Raw genomic sequence first — 18,336 nt, 5'->3', positions numbered from 1 at the left:
ATTTGACGCGATGAACAAGAATGCCGGATGCACGCTCGCGGCGGTTGCCGCCGCGGTCGTCATCCTGCTGGTCGTCCTGATCGGCTATCCGCAATATCGCGTCTATTCGCAGCGCCTCGCCGGCGAGGCCGCGCTGGCCGAAGCGCAATCCTCGCGCCAGGTCGCGATCCTCGAGGCGCGCGCCAAGAAGGAAAGCGCCATCTCGCTCGCCGAGGCTGAGGTCATCCGTGCCAAGGGTGCGGCCGAGGCCAATGCGATCCTGCAGAACAGCCTCGGCGGTCCCGAGGGCTATCTGCGCTACCTCCAGATCCAGGCGCTCGAATCGTCGAAAGCCTCGCTCATCTACGTCCCGACCGAGGGCGGCCTTCCGGTCACCGAAGCCCGCCGCCTCGCCCCGCAATAACGCCCGTTCGCACCACCCAAGGAAACGCCCATGCCGCTGCTAGAAGCCCGCAAGACCTACAAGCCCTTCGAATATCCCTGGGCGTTCGATTTCTGGAAGCGCCAGCAGCAGATCCACTGGGTGCCCGAGGAAGTGCCGCTGGGCGAGGATTGCCGCGACTGGGCGCAGAAGATTTCGGACCACGAGCGCAACCTGCTCACCCAGATCTTCCGCTTCTTCACCCAGGCCGATATCGAGGTGCAGGATTGCTACCACGAAAAATACGGCCGCGTGTTCAAGCCGACCGAGATCAAGATGATGCTGACCGCGTTCAGCAACATGGAGACCGTGCACATCGCGGCCTACAGCCACCTGCTCGACACGATCGGCATGCCCGAGAGCGAATATGGCATGTTCCTCGAATATGACGAGATGCGCGCCAAGCACGACTATATGCAGCAGTTCGGGGTCGAGAATGACGAGGATATCGCGCGCACGCTCGCGATGTTCGGCGGCTTCACCGAAGGCTTGCAGCTCTTCGCCAGCTTCGCGATGCTGATGAACTTCCCGCGCTTCAACAAGATGAAGGGCATGGGCCAGATCGTCAGCTGGTCGATCCGCGACGAGAGCCTGCACTGCGAGGGCATCATCAAGCTGTTCCACACCTTCACCAAGGAACGCGGCTGCCTGACCAAGGCGGTGAAGGAAGACATCATCGACACCTGCCAGAAGACCGTGCGGCTCGAGGATGCGTTCATCGACCTGGCGTTCGAACAGGGCCCCGTCCCCGGCATGACGCCCAAGGAGATCAAGCGCTACATCCGCTACATCGCCGACTGGCGCCTGGGGCAGCTCGGTTTCCAGCCGATCTACATGATCGACGAGCACCCGCTCCCCTGGCTCGCCCCGCTCCTCAACGGCGTCGAGCACGCCAACTTCTTCGAAACCCGCGCCACCGAATACAGCAAGGGCGCGACCCGCGGCGACTGGAACACGGTGTGGTCCAGCTTCGACAACCGCAAGAAGGCGAAAGCCAACGACGACGGCGCCGCGAGCGAAGCCGACCCCGACGGCGAAGACATGTTCGCCAAGGCGGGGATTGCCGCCGAATAATGGCCTCGCCCTACCGCCCCGAGTTCGAAGCGGCCTTGCGCCTCTTCGCTCGGGTCAGCGAGGCGATGGTGGCGCGCGGCCTGTCGCGCCCTGTGCTGGTCGGCGGCGCGGCGGTCGAACTCTACTCGGTCAGCGCGATCAGCACCGGCGATTTCGATATCGCAACCCCCAGCCAGGACGAGTTCGAGGCCGAGCTTCGCGCCGAAGGTTTCGTCCGGCCATCGGGCGCGGGCGTCGCCACGCGCGGCTGGGTTCATCCGGACCTCGGGCTGGGGTTCGAGGTCGTCACTTCCACGCTGCTCGGCGGGCTTGCCGACCCCGACCGCGTGCGGTTGATCGAGGTCGGCGACGCCGGTCGCATCGCCCTCCTCGCGGTCGAAGACATCATCGCCGACCGCATGGGCCAATATGCATCGGGTACCGCGAACGACATGTTGGCTCAGGCGCAGGCGCTATTCCGCCTATATCCCGATGCCGACATGACCTATATGAACAGGCGGATCGAAGAGGAAAGCTGCGGCGACTATGACGTCGAAACGCTCCGTGAAGGATAGCCAGCAGGCGGTGTCGCTCGATGATTTCGGGCGCGAAGCGCTGCGCCGCCGCGCTGCGCTCGGCCCGGACTTCGCAATCCCGCGCAACGCCGGCCAGAACCGCACCGCCAGCAAGAAAGCCCTACTCAAAGCCATTGAGGCCGCCGGGGGCAAATGGTGAAACCCGCATACCCTATATGGTCGCGCCGCGACCCGACAACAGGACGATGACGAACTCAATGACCGACAAAAAACCCAAGCTCAAACTGCTGGTGCTCAGCCAGCCCCAGCGCGCGACCCTCGAAGGCATCTCGAACCGCCGCCCCCAACTCCCCAGCGATCCCGTGCGCGACGAACTCGCAGCCCTCGGCCTCGTGGCGCAGCAAGGCGCGAAATGGACCCTGACCCCGACGGGCAAGAAGGTGCTGGCGGCGGGGTCGAATAGGCGGAATTCCGGTGGGTTTTCGGTTTAAGAAAATCCTAAATTAAAGTACGAAAATCGCACTGCAATAGGGGGAAATTGTGAACGACCTGCTGCCGAAACCAATTGAAAAGATAGGATTTTCGCTCGGTGTTGGCAGCATATTCTTCGCTCCCAAAAACGGGGAAATTATAGACAAGAAAGATTACTTTGAGAGTATAAAAAAAGAACTTCTGAAAATAGAAAATATCTCAAAACTTAAGTTCTCACGCACGGACGGACAGTTCGGGTGCTACATAGAATACCAGCACGATGAGGATATACATGTTCCTCATATATATGATGCGGAGATATCTTTCAATCTTTTCGTTTCCAGAGAAAAGCAGAAAGAACTTGGATTTTGGTGCGGCGATGAGAATATTTCATTCATATTGTCTAATCATTATTATCACCCGGTTTGCTATGTATTTTCTCAAGAAAGAAAGAACGAATTTGATGCGTCTACGTCAGTTGCGATGGTAAGGCAGTACCTAAGAGAAAAACTGGAAGATTCAGACATATTGCTATGTTGTGTTGGCCCGAGCCCATTTCATGCAGAGTTCATATTTTTTGAAACGGAAGAACCAAAGAATGAGCTACAAGACGTTTCGGAAGGATTTGGTTACAAAGCTTATATCTCCGAAACGAAATCTCTTGATGAAGCGATATTGTACTTTTCAGAAAAATATGGATCAACCTTCTCTCTCTTTTATCACCTCCACAATCTTAGGTCAAAATGCCTAAATCTTCAGGCGGCAATAGTGAATGATACACAAGAAAAAATAGAAGAAATAAGTTCTGGTTCGAAGTTCTCAAAAACAAAAAACATCGTCTCATCAGAATCATTTGTTGACCATATAAATATGTCATCTCTTAGGGACATAATGGCAAGATCAGAAATGATATCTCTAATTGATGAGAACTTTAATGAAAGCCAAAACAAGGACATCAATGACGAACTAGAATTTCATTTCAGAGATTTAGTCAGGTTCTCTAAAGACGCATCCCATATGGCAGCAATGGACATTGTCCGTAACATCGAAACTAGGCGTCAAAGCTTTTTCCAGAATTTTTCAGTTTTGGTCGCCGGTTTAATGGGAGGTATATTGGGTGCGATTTTGGGATCTACACTAACCATAATGCTTTCAAAATAATAGCTGCGGTGACAGGCGCAACAACCCCTGACTAACCCGAGTCGCCACTCCACCCCAACACCCCACCAAATCCTATTTCGTACATCGCGTGCAAAAAACTTCTTTCCTAATTTATTTCGCTATGGTCCAAACTGGCAGATGAGCCACATAGCCCCCATCTCCTCGCCCGATCTCGCCGCCGACACCGCGCTCGACGCGCATGGTCACGACCCCGCCGCCTATCACTGGGTGCCGGTGCTGAAGAAGCGGCGCAAGGACGGATGGTCGCCCGACAAGCAGCGCGCCTTTATCGAGGCGCTGGCCGACTGCGGGTCGGTCGCCACCGCGGCGCAACAGGTCGGCATGTCCGAATCCTCCGCCTATCGCCTGCGCCGTTCGCCCGGCGCCGCGGCGTTCGACCGCGCCTGGTCCGCGGCGATCGACGCGGCGTCGAAGAAATTGCTCGACGCCGCCTTCGAACGCGCGCTGGTCGGCTCCGACGAGCCGGTGTTCGACCGCGACGGCCGCCGCGTCGGCCGCCGCCTGCGCCAGAGCGACCGCCTCCTCATGTTCCTGCTGCGCGCCTATGGCCCCGACTGTTTTCGCGACGCCGCCGCGCGCCGCAGCGATCCCGCCCCCACCGCCGTCCCGGTCGCCGAGGCGCTGGTCCACCTCCACCCCGAACCGCCCGCCGCGCCCGAGGCGCTGATGGCGCCCGACGATCTCGCGGTGTCGCTGGAGGTCGCCGACCTCTGCGACGGCGAGCTGCCGCCCTGGTATTGCGAAACCCGCAACGAGCCCGCGCCGGTGCCCGCGCCGCCGCCGGCCCCCTGGGACTGCGACGAGGCTGAACTTTCCTGAACTTTGGCCCGGAACTTCGACCGAACCGGCCCCGCCATTGGGCTGAACTTCGCTGAACTTTGGCAAGGACGGTGGCAACGAGCGGAATCGTAACCGCAACCCCGATCGTTCACCGCCCCTGCAGCGCGCCCGGCAGCGCCGGGGGCCGACGGTCATCGATGAAGGCAGCTGTCGCCATAGCACCACACGGCGCGGCCCGACCATTGGCCCGCGACCGGATTGCCCGCCGCGTCCGCCGCAGGGGTGAAGCGCGCGCGGCGCATCGCCTGTTCGCAGGTCAGCGCGCCGACGTCCCGGCCCAGCGCATCGCTGCCGTTGTGGGTGCAGCCGGTCGGGCGACCCGTCGCGCCGACCGCCAGCGTGAAGCGAATGTCCCGCCGCTGGCCGATCAGCCGGTCCTGCATCTCCTGCGGCGCGCCCATGATATCGATCCAGGTGTTGGGAATCCCTTTCGGGACCGGCGCCTGGGCCAGCGATTGCGCCGCACCGGGCGTCGCCATCAGCGCCAGCATCCCCGCCATCAGAATCGCTCCGCTTTTCATATCCTTCTCCCCACCAGCAGCCCGCAGGCTAATCGGGCATCGCAGCGGAGTCGAGCCGTCCCGCGCCGAAGGACGCGGCGTCAGTGCACCGCCGACGATCCCGCGAGGCTTTGGGCGCGCCCCGTCGCAAACAGGACCCCGCCCTTCACCGCCTCGACCGAGCCTTCGAGCAGCGGGAGTTTCACCAGCTCGCGCGTCACTTCGCTATCGTCGTCGACCACAAGCCGCAGCGTTTCGAGCCCCACGCCGCTCCGTGCCAGCACGACATCGCGCACCAGCGCCAGCGGCCAGCGCGCGCTGCCGCCGCGGTAGAGCATGCTGCCATCGTGCCGCACATAGGCGTGGCGCCAGCGCCACAGCCGCCGGAACCAGATAAGCCCCAGCAGCGCGAGCCCCATCAGCGCGGTCATCGCCGCGTCGCCGAAGACGACGCTCCGCACCACCTCGCCCGCCGAATCGCCCCGCGCCTGCTGGGCGATCAGCCCGGCCAGCGCCAGCGCGCACAGCAATTGCCCCGCGACCAGCGGCTTCGCCTTCAACCGCGCGATCACGATGACCGGCCGCGCGCCCGTCGCATATCTCGTCCCGTCGTCCATCGCCGCCTAAATAGGCAGCCCCGTGCCGCCGCGCCAGCCCGCCCAAGGACGCCGCGTGCCAACGCCGCTTCGCTTCGCGGCTTCGACCGGTTAATGCGATTGACGTCGGGCGCGATTCCTGATTGGCACGTCCCCATGCGGGCAGGGGGCCCGCATATCTTGGGGGTTTGCCTACATGAAATCGAAACCGCTTGCGGGTGCCGTTGCGCTCGCGCTTGTCCTGCCCGGCCTTTCGCCTGCCCTTGCGCAGGAGACGCCCGCTGCCACCGTCGAGGCGCCCGTCGTCGTCGCGACCTTGCCCACCGTGGCGCCGCCCGCGGTCACCCGCACGCTGCCGGGGAATACCGAAGTCCTGCTCAGCATGAACGAGGAACTGTCGACCAAGAAGAATGAGGAGGGCGAGACCTTCTACATGACCGTGGTCCACAATGTCGTCCACGACGGCTATATCGTGATCCCGAAGGGCGCGCGCGCCACCGGCGAGATCACTTGGAAAACCGGCAAGGGCGCTTTCGGCAAGTCGGGCAAGATGGAAGTCGAGCTGCGCTATGTCGAGGTCGGCGGCAAGCGCGTGCCGCTGATCGGCAGCTTCCGCCAGGAAGGCGAAGGCAATACTGTCGCGACCGTCGCCGGCGTGATCGCCGCGGGGGTGTTCGCCGCGTTCATCACCGGCAAGACCGGGCGCATTCCCGCGGGCCGCGAGCTCAGCGTGCGCACCAAGGAAGAACTGGCCTTCGCGATTCCTGCCGCCGCGCCCGCCGCGCAGCCCGCGGTGATGGCGGTCGCAGTCGAAGCACCCGCCGCCGATCCCGCCGCAGCCGCGACGCCCGCGTCGCTGCCTGCCCCGGCGCCGGCTGCCGAGCCGACCGAACCCGCCGCGCCCGTCACCGGCGGCTGATCGCCCGCACCGCCCCCCGTGTGCAAGCCGGGGGCGGTGCCGGTCCATTCTCTCGGCCGGGGCCAGCCACGGGGATCCCTCGGGACGTAAGGGATCTCGCCGCCTGGAGGGGCCGGGTGCGCCCGGCCCCTCGTCATTCCGCGTTGCCGGGAAAGTCGGACCCCGCCGTCACGCTCACCTCGCCGCCATCGCCCGTCGGGATCACACCGCGCCCGAACCACACATAGCGCGCGGTCGGGGCGTCGAGGTCGCGGTCGTATCGCGCCTCTACCGCGGCGCGGTCGTAGCCCATCCAACTCAATGTCGCGGGAAAGATCTGGCTCGTCGAATGCCCGGCGCGCGGCGCGCCGGAATAGCGCGCGGCGAGCGCATCGGGCAGGAAGGCGAGCAACGGCACGCGAAACTCGTCGGCGACCGGCGCGCGGCTGCAATGCGGCAGCGCCCCGGGCGTCAGGTTCTGGCCATGGTCGGAGGTATAGACGATCGCGACCTGCTGCCGGTCGACTCCGGCCAGCAACGCGTCGAAAAAGTCGCGCTTCGACCAGGTCAGCGCGGTGTCATATTGCAGCGCCACCGGGCTGTCCGCCGCGATCGCGCCGGCGGGATAATGATCGCGATACTGGAAATGGACGCCGCGCAGCACGACCATCGTGAAGCTCTTGCCCGGCGTCTTCATCTGCTCGTTCAGCGCATTGGCGATGCGCAGGTCGGTGTCGATGCCCCCCGCCATCGCCCGCAGTTCGTCGATCAGCGCGGCTTCGGGTGCGAGCAGCAGATTCTGCGGAGCGCCCGCGGTCTGCCCGTCGATCAGCATCGTGCGGTATCCGGCGCGCTTCGCATAGCCCCAGATCGACGGCGTCCGCCGCAGATCCATGTCCTTCCGGGCCCTTCGCACATCGACCCCCGAGCGCAACGCGACCTGCGCCGGCGCGCTGCAGTGCCCCAGCGCCGCCGCGGTCCCGAAATCGCTGTGCGGCACCTTCGCCAAGACCGGCGCGACCAGTCGCGCGAACGGCCCCGCCGCGACGCTCTCGTCGATCAGCCACAGGATATGCCGCGGCGCCCCCGCGCTGTCGGGCACCAGGGTCACCTCACCGCGCCGCGGCGGCGGCGCGGCGGTCGCCAGTTCCCACGCCAGCCCGTACAGATTGCGCTCGGCCCCCTCGGGCCAGCGCTCGAGCGGACGGATCAGCAGCCCGGGTAGCAGCAGCAGCACCGCGCCCACCCAAAGGAAGCGCCGTCCCGACGGCACCAGCCCCGATCGCAGCAGCAGCGCGCGCGCCGCCGCGAAACAGGCCACCGCAGCGATCGTCTGCGCCCCCGCCAGCAGCAGCGGCCCGCCGAATTCGCCAGCGGCATTGCCCGCCTGCCGCGCCTCGGCGGCGATCCACGCCAGCGTCCCCGCGGTCAGCAGTTCGCGGACCAGCCCGCTATAACCCAGATTGACCAGGATCGACGCCCCCGCGAGGCCGAGCAGCAGCCTCGCCCAGCGCCGCGGCAACCAGACCAGCGCCGCGAGCAGCCCCGCCGCCTGCGCCGCGAGCACGGCAAAGGCGCTCGCGGCGCTCGCCGGGTCGCGTGCCGCGAGCCGGTAAACGACATCGTGGGTCAGCTGATATTGGTTGGCGAGCGCATAGCCGAGCGCGAATGCCAGCAGGCCGGCCGCCACCAACCAGCCCCTGCGCCCCGCATTTCGATCCGCTTCCGCCCCCATGACCGAACCGCCCTAGGGCAAAGACGTTGAAAAATCACAAAAACGCTTGTGCGGCCCCGCCCCAAAAGAAAACGGCCCACCCCGCGGTCACGGAATGGGCCGGCTTCGATGCCGCGGCGCCCGATGGCGCCGCCGGCCCGCTCTTGTCCTATTCGGCTTCCTCGAACAGGTCGACCGCGTTAGCGGCGTTCGCCGACAGCCGCACCGTGTCGCCCTCGACCGACGCCACGAGCCCGGCGGGCAGATAATGATGCTTGCCGCCCTGCCCGTCTTCGGTCTGCGGGCTGTCGGCGCGGGTCAGCTTGATCCGCTCGCCGTCGAGATGGTCGACGGTGCCGACATGGACGCCGTCGGCGCCGACGACTGTCATGTTTTCCTTGATCGCGCTATGGTCATGCTGTGCCATGGGGAGTCTCCTTGCTACGGCTGGAGGGTGAACGCGCCTTTGCTACGCCGGTTGCATCATCGCGTCCAGCCGCACCAAAGCCGCGTTCGCCTTATCCTTGAGCCAGTCCCGCGACGGAAAAATGACCACGCTATTTGGCCGTCTTGCTGCCGAATAGCGTCTTCTCGACATAGTCGGCGAAGTCCTTCGAATAGGCGTCGCGAAGCTCGGCAGCGACCCGCTTTCAAGCGCCGCCCGATCGCGCTAAGCATCGCGCGATGCGCTTCCTCCTCCTCCCGCTCGCCGCCCTCGCCTGCGTTGCCGCCCAGCCCGCCGCCGCCTGCTCGCCTGTGCCCGGCTACCGCGTGCCGACCAATATGGAACTGACCGCCGACGCCGACCTGATCCTGCTCGCCACCGTCACCGGCGGCACGCCGATGGATCCCTCGGCCGACGGCGGCCTCGACAGCATGCGGATCGACATCCAGCCGGTCGCTGCGCTGAAAGGCGATCTCGCATCGGCGCCGACCTCGCTCGATATCGCGCTCGCGACGCGCCGCTTCGCGCTTCTCAGCAACCCCTATGAACTGTTCGGCGCGCACCCGCTGGCCTACATCGGCGGCTGCATCCGCTATATGGTGCCGCAGGGATCGCGCCTGCTCTTCTTTCTCGACCGCCAAGAACAGCGTTGGGTTCCGGCGGGCGGCGCCTTCTCGCGCTGGGCCGAGGATGTGCTGGCCGACGACGCGCCCTGGCTCGCCGCGGTGAAATTCTACCTTGAAGTCCAGGCGCTACCCGAAAGCGAACGCTTCGCCGCGCTGGCCGCGCGCCGCGACGAGCTGCGCAAGCAGCCGCTCGACCCGGTCGCCCAACTCCTCGCCGACGACCTCGATCGTCAGCTCGCCGGTCCGAACGAGCCGCTGCGTCGAGAGTTTATGCCCGATGCGGATGCAGATGAAGATGAAGACGCCGACCCTGCGGAAGCCGCCGCACGGAAAGCGGTCGAAGCCGCCAAAGAAGCGGCGCGGAACCCCGACTAAATGCGCGTCAGCACCACGGCCGCCTTTTGCCCTCCCACGGCCGCGCCAGCCCCTCGCCGATCAGCGTGTCGGCCACGCTCGCTCCACCGCGCGTCACGATGCGCAGCTTGCGGCCGTAACGGTCGGCGTCGCGCCCCGCGCTTTCGAAGCTAAAGGCGCCCTCGTTCATCCATGCCCGCAGCCGTTCGGTCGCGGCATCGCCGAGCCGCGCTTCCTCGGCGCAGCGCGCGGGGTGCGTCTCGGGCGTGTCGATGTCGGCGATGCGATATTTAACGCCCCCGAACCAGAAGGTGTCGCCGTCGACGACGCAATTGGTCCCGCCGCCGCTGTGACAGAGGGCGAAGCTCGCCGCCAGCCGGTCGGTCGGTGCAGCGGTGTCGGCACCGCCGGGCCGCGCCGCCATTGCCAGCGCGGTCGCATCATCGAACGAGCCCGGCGGCGCCTGTAGCGCGGCGAGCGTCGCGACGAAACCCAGCGCCATCACCGCCGCGACCAGTCGGATCGCGCCGACGTTGCGCGATCGCACGGGGTTGCGGGATTGCCGCTGTCGGCGATGGGTCGAAAGAAAATCGGGACCGGACATGGCCCGATCCTGCCATCAGCGGTTTAGCAAACTGCCAACGCGCCTGATCCTTTATGGCAGCGATCGGCGCCAGATTGAACCGCGGCGGCGCCGGATGGGACCGAAGCCGCGGTCAGGGGGCGCCGCGCGGCTCGTCGTCCTCGATCCCGCCTGCGCCCAGTTCGCCATCCTCGTCGTCGTCGCTGCGCTCGCCGCGATAGGCGTCCATGTCGATCCGCCCCGAGCGCTCCATCTGGCGCATATGATCGACCAGGTCCTGAACATCTTCGCCGTCACCCGGCCCCTTGGCCTTGACGCTGTCGCCGAGCGGGCGCTCGCGCCGCGCCGCTTCGGCGACGCTCTGCGCCTGCGCTTCTTCATCGTCCTGTTCGCGGTTGAAGGCTTCGGGGGCTTCGTCGTCGCGGGGATCTTCGATCATGGCCGTTCCTTTCGTGGATGCCCAATCAACGCGCCCCGCGGCGCGAGCGTTCCTCAAGCCGCGTCGGCGAGGACCTTGCGCTCGATCACGCGGATGAACACCTCGGGGTCCTGCGCGCCGGGGACGAGCATCCGCCCGCCGAGGATGAAGGCCGGCACGCCGGTGATATTCTGATCGGCCCAATAGGCCTCCTCGACGCGCACCATCTCGGCAAACTCCTCGCTCGCGAGGATCGCCCGCGCGCGCGCCGCATCGAGCCCGACCGACGCCGCGACGTCGGCCAGCACATCGTGGTCGCTCACATCGCGATTGTCGGTGAAGTGCGCACGGAATAGCGCCAGCTTGAGCGCGGTCTGCACTCCCGTCGATTCCACTTGCTCGGGCTCCTCGAACGCCCCCGCCCAGCTCAGCAGCCGGTGCGCGTCGAAGCTGTTGCGCATGCGGAAATCGGGCCCGCGGTTGAAGGCAAAGCCGAGCTCGGCGGCGACTCCCGCCATCTTGCCGCTGTTCGCGCGGCTCTGTTCGGCGGTGATGCCATATTTGCGCATCACATGGCTCGCGGCATCCTCGCCCTCGCGCGGCATGTCGGGATTAAGCTCGAACGGATGCCACTGCACCCGGAAATCGAGCCGCCCCGCGAACTGCGCCATCACCGTTTCGAACTTCAGCCAGCCGATGATGCACCAGGGGCACATCACGTCGGACACGATATCGACGCTCAGGCGCGGCAGCGGGCTTTGGTTCATGGCGGGGCCTTTCTGCGGCCCAGCCTAATCGTCGCCGCACCCGGACGCCAGCCCGGATCGCCGCTTAGAGGACGATGCGGCGATCGGTCCCCGAGCGGCGGTCGCGGCCCGAACGGCGCTCGGGTCCGGCATAATTCGGATCCTGCGCCTTGCGGCGATCTTCGCTGCGGCGCCCCATGCCGCTGCGCTGGTCAATATCGGATGTCATGGTCGGTCCTCCCCCGCCCCACCGGCAGGAGATGAGATTATCGCGCAAAAGCAATGCAAAACGGTTAACGACCGATTAGCCAGGCTCGCCCGGCGCCGCGAACGCCGCCGGCCGCGACAGCACCCACCAGCTGCCGACGAGCAGCAGCACCGACAACGCCTCGACGATCATGCCCTGCACGATGCCGAAATTGGTCGGGTCGCCCATCGCCACCCCGATCAGCCGCCCGGTCAGCGCGGTGCCGAAAAGCGCCGCGGGCACCAGCAGCGCGCGCACCCACGCCGGCACCAGCGCACCGAGCGCTGCCGCTCCCGCCGACACCAGGAAGAAGGACGACAGGTCGGCGCGCAGCGTGTTGATCGCGACCCCGCTGATCGTGAAGCCGAAGGTCTCGCTATAGCTCGCCGGGTCGAGCAATCCGCGCGCGCCGATCATGAAGAAGAACAGCGCCCACAGCAGGACCGCACCGCGCAAGACCCAATTGACCATCATTCTTCTCCCCGTGTTGCCGCCAAGCTGCGGCATTGGTGGGGAAAAGGCAATCTCGGACGGCGGGGTTCGAGGTGTTAGCTGCAAAGCCAGCCGGTAATCCCGTTCGTGTCGAGCGAAGTCGAGACACGTGAAGGCGCGCACGAACTCGGCGTGTCTCGACTTCGCTCGACACGAACGGAAATAAAGGGCGCGTTATACCTCTTCCGCCGCAAAGGTCTCTTCGATCCACCCGCCGCCCAGCACGCGCGACGCATCCGCCGCGTCGTACAGCACCGCCGCCTGCCCCGGCGCGACGCCATATTCGGGGGCGGCAAAAACCAGCCGCTCGCCCTCGACACGCGCCGCGACCGGCTTCGCCATGCTGCGCACTTTTGCCAGCACCTCGCGCCCCTCGACATCGGCCAGCCAATTGGCCTCGCCCAGTCGCGCGCCCGACACCGCGAGCGCGCGCCGCGGCCCGACCACGACTTCCTTCTTCGCCGCATCGATCCGCACCACATAGAGCGGCTCGGCCTGCCCGCCGATCTCGATCCCGCGCCGCTGCCCGACGGTATAATGGATCAGCCCCTTGTGTTCGCCGAGCACGCTGCCATCGACATGGACGATCGCGCCCCGGTCGTCGGCCTCGGGGCGCAGCTTCTTCACCAGCGTCGCATAATCGCCGTCGGGCACGAAGCAGATGTCCTGGCTGTCGGGCTTGCCCGCGACGCCGAGGCCGAGGTCGCGCGCGATCTCGCGCACTACGCTCTTCTCAATCCCGCCCAATGGGAAGCGCAAAAAGTCGAGCTGCTCCTGCGTCGTCGCAAAGAGGAAATAGCTCTGGTCGCGCGCCGGATCGACCGCGCGGTGGAGCTCGGCGCCCGCGGGGCCCATCACCCGCCGCACATAATGGCCGGTCGCGAGGCAGTCGGCCCCCAGTTCCTTCGCCAGCTGGAACAGGTCGGTGAACTTCACCCCTATGTTGCAGCGCACGCACGGGATCGGCGTCCGCCCGGCGAGATATTCGTCGGCGAACTGGTCGATCACCGTGTCGCGAAAGCGGCTCTCATGGTCGTGGACATGATGCGCGAAGCCCAGCCGGTCGGCAACCGCACGCGCGTCGCGAATATCCTGCCCCGCGCAGCACGCCCCGACGCGCTTCGCCTTGGCGCCATGGTCGTAGAGCTGGAGCGTGACCCCGATCACCTCGGCGCCCGAGCGCGCGGCGAGCGCGGCGACCACGCTCGAATCGACTCCGCCCGACATCGCGACGACGATTCGCCGATTCTTGAGCGGCGAGTCGAGCTGGAAGTCGGCCCGGGCGAGCCCGGCAGGGGAGGAAATCAGCGTGGCCATGATCGCCGCCATCTAGGGACGATGCACCGAAAATGCCAGCTTTTCTGCGCCCCCTGTCAAGATATTGACGGGGGTTAAGCTTCGCTAACGAGCCATGAAATGGGCATTTACTGGACCTTAGTCGGTCTTGGGTAGACCGCTAGCCATGAACCTCGACCCGTCCGATCTTCCGCGCCTTGCCGGTGCCACCAGCCTGTCGAAGCCCGGCTTCGACATCATCCTGGCGGTGTCGGGCGCGCGCCAGGCGATGTTGCCGACCGCCGGTCTGCTGCAGACGCTGGACGCCCATGAGTCGCGGAGCGACCCCGCGTCGCAGCGCCGTGCGATGCTGTGCGGAACCATCGCGGGCGACGCCGGGTTCGGCCCCCGGCCGACGCGCTTTTTCGACTTGTCGGAAGAAGTGACCGGCCTGCCCGAAACTATGAACAGCCTGTTTACCAGAGGATTTCAGCCGATGTTGAACTCCTCCACCGTAGACCTTCTCCCGTCGGATGCCCCCCTGTCCGACGGCGAAAAAGTGGAATGACAATGATCGAAAATCAGAAAATCCGTCCGGCTCAGGTCATTGGCCCCCTCGGGGAGCCCCTGACGCTCGACTCGCTGCCGCCGCCGAACACCACGCGCTGGGTCGTTCGCCGCAAGGCCGAGGTCGTCGCGGCGGTTAACGGCGGCCTGCTGACCGTCGATGAGGTGTGCGAACGCTATTCGCTGACGCTCGAGGAATTCGCGAGCTGGCAGCGGTCGATCGATCGCAGCGGCATGCCGGGGCTGCGCGTCACGCGCATCCAGCATTACCGCGACCTCTACGAGCGCCAGCAGCGCTTCTGATCGCGGGAGCGGCAAAAAAGGGAAAAAGGGCGCCCGCGGGCGCCCTTTTTTTGAGGTCGACGGATCGTGGTGGACCTCAGGCGAGGTTGAGCTCGACCTCGATGTTGCCCGCGATCGCCTTCGAATAGGGGCACACCTTGTGCGCGGCTTCGATCAGCTCCTGCGCCAACTCGCGGTCGATCCCCGGGACGGCGACGTCCAGCCGCGCGCGCAGTTCAAAACCACCGCCGCGGTGCAAGAGGTCGATCGTCGCGTCGATCGAAGGGGTTTCGGGCAGCACGATCTTGCGCTGGCCGGCGACGAGCCCGAGCGCGCCGAGGAAGCACGCCGACCAGGCGGCGGCGAACAGATTTTCGGCGGCGGGGTGCGGTTCGGGCAGCTCGATCGCGAAATTGCCGTCGGCGCTGCGCGCATAGCCTTCGGCGCCGGCGACAGTGTGGGTCGAGCCGCTGAACAGGATCTTGTCGGTCATGGTCTTTTCCTTTCGAAGAGGTCTGGGTCATTTGTATCGTGTCCGATTCAATCGGATGCGATGTAAATAGCGAAACGCTTTTCGATGTCAACCCCCTTCCGATTTAATCGTATGCGATCTATATAGGGGCCAACCTCCATGGAGACCGCCATGATCGCCACCGCCCCATACCCCGCCAAAAAGCCGGGGCTCGCCGATTTCATCTGCTTCGCCGTCTATTCGGCGAACCTTGCCTTCGGCCGCGCCTACAAGCCGATCCTCGACGAACTCGGGCTGACCTACACCCAATATATCGCGCTCGTCGCGCTCGGCGACGGCGACGAACAGACCGTCGGCGAATTGGGCGAGAAGCTGTTCCTCGAATCGAACACGCTGACGCCCTTGCTCAAGAAGCTCGAATCGGCGGGCTACATCCTCCGCCGCCGCGACCCCGCCGACGAACGCCAGGTCCGCCTGAGCCTCACCCCCGCCGGGCGCGCGCTGATCGACCGAGACCCCGGCGCCGCGCTATTCGACGCCACCGGCCTCGGCGACGACTTCCGCGCCGTCCAGCAATCGGTAGTCCGCCTGCGCGACAATCTGGTGCGCGCGACGAAGGGCGGGGAGAGGGGCTGAGTCGAACGTCTGCTGTGGGGTGGAAACAAGACGATCCTCCCCACCTGTGGGGAGGTGGCAGCGCGAAGCGCTGACGGAGGGGGCTCTCGGCCTGAAGCGGCGTCTTAGACCGAGGGCCCCCTCCACCACCGCCTGCGACGGCGGTCCCCCTCCCCGCAAGCGGGGAGGATTAAGAACGGCCGCTCCCGCCCGCTTGCCGCCGTCGTTCCAAGGCCCAGCCTCGACCAACTTGCAGAGATCCTGACGTTTTCCGCCATTTGACATTTTCTTTGCAACCCAAGCGTTCACCCGGCGTTAAGCCCCCAGTCAACCTTGGGAGTCACTGATTATGCGTAAATTGTTCATCACCCTCGCCGCCACCTCGGCCCTCGCCCTCGGCGCCTGCCAGAGCCCCGCGGCCGACAAGGTCGAGGATCAGGCCGAGGCGCAGGCCGAAGCGATCGACGAGCAGGCCGACGCGATGCCCGAAGGCGCGGCGAAGGAAGCCATGGAGCAGAAGGCCGACGTCGTCGAGGAGCAGGGCGAAGAAAAGGCCAACGCCATGGACGACAATGGCGAGATCGCTCCGTCGGAAACCGGCGTCGGCGACACCCAGAAGAAGTAACTGGGCTGCCTCCCCTAAAGGGCAGGGTGAAGGGCGCCGGTCGATTCCGGCGCCCTTTATCGTGCGCGCAATATCTTCGCGCCTGTGATGCCTGTCACGGTGCCAGCCTCGCTGCGCGGCTAATCGGGTTTCCGTGGACGGGGGCTCTGCCGGTCCGGCCACGCTCCACCCTCCCGTCGCCGTCTGCGACCCACGGCGGCGGGAGGGACTAGCGCTCGCCGACAGGCCTAAGTGACCGCCGCCCGCACCCGATAGCCGGGCCGCTCCCACGCCCGCGCCGCGACCGCTGCGACCAGCGCTTCGCCAGCGTGCCAGACATCCTCATGGCTGAGCGTCAGCGGCGTCAGCCCGAAGCGCGCGATGTCGGGATCGCGGAAATCGCCGATCACCCCCGCGCCGATCAGCGCCTGCACCAGCCCATAGGCCTCGGCATGGCGAAAGCTTATATGGCTGCCGCGCAGCGGGGGATCGCGCGGCGTCACGCATGTGAGCCCCGCGCGCGCGCCCGCCGCCGCCATGATATCGAACAGCGCCGCCGCCTTCGCCTCGACCGCCGCCATGTCGATGCCCTGCCACAGCGCCAGCCCGGCCTCGAGCGCATCCATCGCCAGCATCGCCGGTGTGCCCGTCAGCCAGCGCTTCATGCCCGCCGCGGGCGCATAATCGTCGGCGAAACCGAAGGGCGCTTCATGCCCCATCCACCCCGACAGCGGATTGGCAAGCGCCGCCTGCCAGCGCTTCGCGACATACAGAAAAGCCGGCGCCCCCGGCCCGCCGTTCAGATATTTATAGCCGCAGCCGACCGCCAGATCGGCATTCGCACCCTTCAGGTCGACCGCTACGGCCCCCGCGCTATGGCTGAGGTCCCACAGCATCAGCGCCCCCCCCGCCTGCGCCCGCGCGGTCCAGCCCGCCATGTCGAAACGCGCGCCGCTCTTGTAGTGGACATGCGTCAGCAGCAGCAGCGCGACATCGTCCGTCAAAGCCTCCGCGAGCGCCTCGCGCGGCACGACGCGCAGCTCGGCCCCCGCCACGCAGCAGACCGCGCCCGATGCGATATGCAGGTCGGTCGGGAAATTGCCCGCCTCGCTCAGCACCACGCGCCGCGCGGCATCGCGTCGCCCGGCTTCGCGCAAACCGGCGACGATCAGCTTGAAGAGGTTCACGCTGGTCGAATCGCAGGCAATCACCTCGTCGGGCGCGGCCCCCACCAGCGGCGCGATCAGCCCGCCGATACGCGCCGGGGCGTCGATCCACCCCTCGTTCCAGCCGCGCACCAGCCGCTCGCCCCATTGCCGGCCCACCATGTCGGCCGCCGCCGCGACGCTCGTCTGCGGCAGCATGCCCAGCGAATTGCCGTCGAGATAGATCACGCCTTCGGGCCGCACGAAAAGCGCGCGGTAATCGGCCAGCGGATCGGCGGCGTCGCGCGCCTGCGCATCGGCGAGCGTCGTCATTTCGGCGATATTCCGAACGTCGTCAGGATCGCTGCGCGCTGTTTCGCCCAGCTCACGCTGTCCGGCGCGATCAGTTCGACATGACCCTCGCCCGGCGTCACCGCCAGGGTCACCGCACGCCCACGCTTCGCCATCGCCGCGCTATAAGCCTCGCCCGTCGCGGGCGGCGTCACCCGGTCGAGCGCGTTGTTGAACTGCATCTCGGTCGCATCGCCCAGCGGCATTTCGGGCGGCGCGGTTCGCGCGAACGCGCCCCCCGCCATCGCCGCGGGCGCCGCACTGCCGCAGGCATGGCCTTTGCTTGCCGCGCCCACGCGCAGATCGGGCAGCCCACCTTGGCTGATCGCGAGGTCGATCCGCACCGGATCCATCCCGCGCAGCGCATCGCCCGCCGCCAGCCCCGGCCGCCGTGCCAGCCACAGCGCCAGATGCCCGCCCGCGCTGTGCCCGATCGCGACACGCGGCGCGTCGGTCCTGAAACCATGTTTTGCGCCCTCGGCGACGAACAGATCGGCCGCCGCGCCGACATCTTCATAGGTTCCCGGATAACCGCCGCCGCGGTCGACCCCGCGATATTCGATGTTCCACACGCCCACGCCGTGCGACCGCAGGTCGTCGGCGATCCAGTTCATGATATCGCGCTCGGCGATCGCGGTCTGCCAGCAGCCGCCGTGGATCATGATCACCGCCGGAAACGGCCCTTCCCCCTTCGGTTTCCAGACATCGACCAGCTGCAACGCGTCCGCGCCATAGCGCAGCGTCGCATCGGGCTTCGGCTGCGCCCGCCCTAACAGGTCGCCCCACTGCATGATCGGCTTTTGCGGCACCGCGTTCTCCTTCGTTCCCGCGGGCGAGGCGCAGGCGGCGAGCGCCAACACCGCCCAGGCCAGATATCGCATCCTCATCCTCCTCGCGCTTCCA

General features: G+C 66.0%; 26 protein-coding genes. 13 read left to right on the top strand and 13 right to left on the bottom strand.

Features of this window, described 5'->3' with window-relative positions:
- Positions 1–10: 10 nt before the first annotated feature.
- The 7 genes from BWQ93_RS19280 (at position 11) to BWQ93_RS19255 (ending at position 4,482) form a co-directional block, all read left to right on the top strand.
- Positions 11–403, top strand: a complete 393-nt coding sequence (locus tag BWQ93_RS19280) for a membrane protease subunit (protein WP_077031893.1) — start codon at positions 11–13, stop codon at positions 401–403.
- 30 nt (positions 404–433) lie between these two features.
- A complete protein-coding gene (locus BWQ93_RS19275; protein WP_077031892.1) occupies positions 434–1,495 on the top strand; it encodes a ribonucleotide-diphosphate reductase subunit beta in 1,062 nt (353 codons plus the stop codon).
- Positions 1,495–2,049, top strand: a complete 555-nt coding sequence (locus BWQ93_RS19270) for a hypothetical protein (RefSeq protein WP_077031891.1) — start codon at positions 1,495–1,497, stop codon at positions 2,047–2,049. Before BWQ93_RS19275 ends, BWQ93_RS19270 begins: the two co-directional genes overlap by 1 nt.
- The gene (locus tag BWQ93_RS19265) at positions 2,039–2,209 is read left to right on the top strand and encodes a hypothetical protein (RefSeq protein ID WP_232314680.1); all 171 of its coding nucleotides are present in this window, start codon (positions 2,039–2,041) and stop codon (positions 2,207–2,209) included. The genes BWQ93_RS19270 and BWQ93_RS19265 overlap by 11 nt, the downstream gene beginning before the upstream one ends.
- 58 nt (positions 2,210–2,267) lie before the next feature.
- Positions 2,268–2,501, top strand: coding sequence for a hypothetical protein (locus BWQ93_RS19260; RefSeq protein WP_077032561.1), 234 nt, complete (start codon positions 2,268–2,270; stop codon positions 2,499–2,501).
- Positions 2,502–2,550: 49 nt separating this feature from the next.
- Positions 2,551–3,642 (top strand): hypothetical protein, encoded by a 1,092-nt coding sequence (locus tag BWQ93_RS20990; RefSeq protein WP_156878303.1) that lies wholly within the window; start codon positions 2,551–2,553, stop codon positions 3,640–3,642.
- 138 nt (positions 3,643–3,780) lie between these two features.
- Positions 3,781–4,482: a hypothetical protein gene (locus tag BWQ93_RS19255; RefSeq protein ID WP_077031889.1), complete on the top strand. Its 702-nt coding sequence runs from the start codon at positions 3,781–3,783 to the stop codon at positions 4,480–4,482.
- A 152-nt stretch (positions 4,483–4,634) separates the two neighbouring features.
- Here the strand turns inward: BWQ93_RS19255 and BWQ93_RS19250 are convergent, their stop codons facing one another.
- Together BWQ93_RS19250 and BWQ93_RS19245 are read right to left on the bottom strand one after the other, a co-directional pair.
- The gene (locus BWQ93_RS19250) at positions 4,635–5,024 is read right to left on the bottom strand and encodes a hypothetical protein (protein ID WP_077031888.1); all 390 of its coding nucleotides are present in this window, start codon (positions 5,022–5,024) and stop codon (positions 4,635–4,637) included.
- Between the two features lie 80 nt (positions 5,025–5,104).
- Positions 5,105–5,620 (bottom strand): hypothetical protein, encoded by a 516-nt coding sequence (locus tag BWQ93_RS19245; RefSeq protein WP_232314679.1) that lies wholly within the window; start codon positions 5,618–5,620, stop codon positions 5,105–5,107.
- 175 nt (positions 5,621–5,795) lie between these two features.
- Here BWQ93_RS19245 and BWQ93_RS19240 point away from each other — a divergent pair, with 175 nt between their 5' ends.
- Positions 5,796–6,518, top strand: coding sequence for a hypothetical protein (locus BWQ93_RS19240; RefSeq protein ID WP_077031887.1), 723 nt, complete (start codon positions 5,796–5,798; stop codon positions 6,516–6,518).
- A 133-nt stretch (positions 6,519–6,651) separates the two neighbouring features.
- Here the strand turns inward: BWQ93_RS19240 and BWQ93_RS19235 are convergent, their stop codons facing one another.
- Both BWQ93_RS19235 and BWQ93_RS19230 read right to left on the bottom strand, forming a co-directional pair.
- The gene (locus BWQ93_RS19235) at positions 6,652–8,187 is read right to left on the bottom strand and encodes a sulfatase-like hydrolase/transferase (protein WP_198040430.1); all 1,536 of its coding nucleotides are present in this window, start codon (positions 8,185–8,187) and stop codon (positions 6,652–6,654) included.
- Between the two features lie 193 nt (positions 8,188–8,380).
- Positions 8,381–8,638, bottom strand: coding sequence for a DUF2171 domain-containing protein (locus BWQ93_RS19230; protein WP_077031885.1), 258 nt, complete (start codon positions 8,636–8,638; stop codon positions 8,381–8,383).
- A 257-nt stretch (positions 8,639–8,895) separates the two neighbouring features.
- Between BWQ93_RS19230 and BWQ93_RS19225 the strand changes: the two genes are divergently transcribed.
- Positions 8,896–9,657 carry a hypothetical protein gene (locus tag BWQ93_RS19225; protein ID WP_077031884.1) on the top strand — a complete coding sequence of 254 codons (762 nt, stop codon included), beginning with the start codon at positions 8,896–8,898 and terminating at the stop codon, positions 9,655–9,657.
- Positions 9,658–9,664: 7 nt separating this feature from the next.
- Here BWQ93_RS19225 and BWQ93_RS19220 read toward each other — a convergent pair whose 3' ends face one another.
- The 6 genes from BWQ93_RS19220 to mnmA form a co-directional block, all read right to left on the bottom strand.
- Complete coding sequence (locus tag BWQ93_RS19220; RefSeq protein WP_232314678.1) at positions 9,665–10,183, bottom strand: thermonuclease family protein; 519 nt, start codon at positions 10,181–10,183, stop codon at positions 9,665–9,667.
- Between the two features lie 169 nt (positions 10,184–10,352).
- Complete coding sequence (locus BWQ93_RS19215; RefSeq protein ID WP_077031883.1) at positions 10,353–10,658, bottom strand: hypothetical protein; 306 nt, start codon at positions 10,656–10,658, stop codon at positions 10,353–10,355.
- 53 nt (positions 10,659–10,711) lie between these two features.
- On the bottom strand, positions 10,712–11,404 hold the full coding sequence (locus BWQ93_RS19210; protein WP_077031882.1) for a DsbA family oxidoreductase: 693 nt from the start codon (positions 11,402–11,404) through the stop codon (positions 10,712–10,714).
- A 64-nt stretch (positions 11,405–11,468) separates the two neighbouring features.
- Entirely contained in the window at positions 11,469–11,612 is a 144-nt protein-coding gene (locus BWQ93_RS21180) for a hypothetical protein (RefSeq protein ID WP_198040429.1), read from the bottom strand.
- 75 nt (positions 11,613–11,687) lie between these two features.
- A complete protein-coding gene (locus tag BWQ93_RS19205; protein ID WP_232314677.1) occupies positions 11,688–12,104 on the bottom strand; it encodes a hypothetical protein in 417 nt (138 codons plus the stop codon).
- Positions 12,105–12,296: 192 nt separating this feature from the next.
- Positions 12,297–13,439: a tRNA 2-thiouridine(34) synthase MnmA gene (mnmA, locus tag BWQ93_RS19200; RefSeq protein ID WP_077032557.1), complete on the bottom strand. Its 1,143-nt coding sequence runs from the start codon at positions 13,437–13,439 to the stop codon at positions 12,297–12,299.
- Positions 13,440–13,584: 145 nt separating this feature from the next.
- Here mnmA and BWQ93_RS19195 point away from each other — a divergent pair, with 145 nt between their 5' ends.
- Together BWQ93_RS19195 and sciP are read left to right on the top strand one after the other, a co-directional pair.
- Positions 13,585–13,965: a hypothetical protein gene (locus tag BWQ93_RS19195; protein ID WP_077031881.1), complete on the top strand. Its 381-nt coding sequence runs from the start codon at positions 13,585–13,587 to the stop codon at positions 13,963–13,965.
- 2 nt (positions 13,966–13,967) lie between these two features.
- Positions 13,968–14,267 carry a CtrA inhibitor SciP gene (gene sciP, locus BWQ93_RS19190; RefSeq protein ID WP_077031880.1) on the top strand — a complete coding sequence of 100 codons (300 nt, stop codon included), beginning with the start codon at positions 13,968–13,970 and terminating at the stop codon, positions 14,265–14,267.
- Positions 14,268–14,343: 76 nt separating this feature from the next.
- On the opposite strand, the gene BWQ93_RS19185 is transcribed toward sciP, so the two are convergent.
- Positions 14,344–14,739 (bottom strand): Ohr family peroxiredoxin, encoded by a 396-nt coding sequence (locus BWQ93_RS19185; protein WP_077031879.1) that lies wholly within the window; start codon positions 14,737–14,739, stop codon positions 14,344–14,346.
- Between the two features lie 150 nt (positions 14,740–14,889).
- Between BWQ93_RS19185 and BWQ93_RS19180 the strand changes: the two genes are divergently transcribed.
- Positions 14,890–15,354 carry a MarR family winged helix-turn-helix transcriptional regulator gene (locus tag BWQ93_RS19180; protein WP_198040428.1) on the top strand — a complete coding sequence of 155 codons (465 nt, stop codon included), beginning with the start codon at positions 14,890–14,892 and terminating at the stop codon, positions 15,352–15,354.
- 328 nt (positions 15,355–15,682) lie between these two features.
- Entirely contained in the window at positions 15,683–15,958 is a 276-nt protein-coding gene (locus BWQ93_RS19175) for a hypothetical protein (protein WP_077031877.1), read from the top strand.
- Between the two features lie 227 nt (positions 15,959–16,185).
- Here the strand turns inward: BWQ93_RS19175 and BWQ93_RS19170 are convergent, their stop codons facing one another.
- Both BWQ93_RS19170 and BWQ93_RS19165 read right to left on the bottom strand, forming a co-directional pair.
- Positions 16,186–17,415 (bottom strand): kynureninase, encoded by a 1,230-nt coding sequence (locus BWQ93_RS19170; protein WP_077031876.1) that lies wholly within the window; start codon positions 17,413–17,415, stop codon positions 16,186–16,188.
- Complete coding sequence (locus tag BWQ93_RS19165) at positions 17,412–18,314, bottom strand: alpha/beta hydrolase family protein (protein WP_156878302.1); 903 nt, start codon at positions 18,312–18,314, stop codon at positions 17,412–17,414. The genes BWQ93_RS19170 and BWQ93_RS19165 overlap by 4 nt, the downstream gene beginning before the upstream one ends.
- Between the last annotated feature and the right edge of the window lie 22 nt (positions 18,315–18,336).

It is taken from the genome of Sphingopyxis sp. QXT-31, assembly GCF_001984035.1.
Taxonomy (GTDB): Bacteria; Pseudomonadota; Alphaproteobacteria; order Sphingomonadales; family Sphingomonadaceae; genus Sphingopyxis.
The sequence above is the reverse complement of the archived record's forward strand: the minus strand, read 5'-3'. Positions and strand labels throughout refer to the sequence as shown.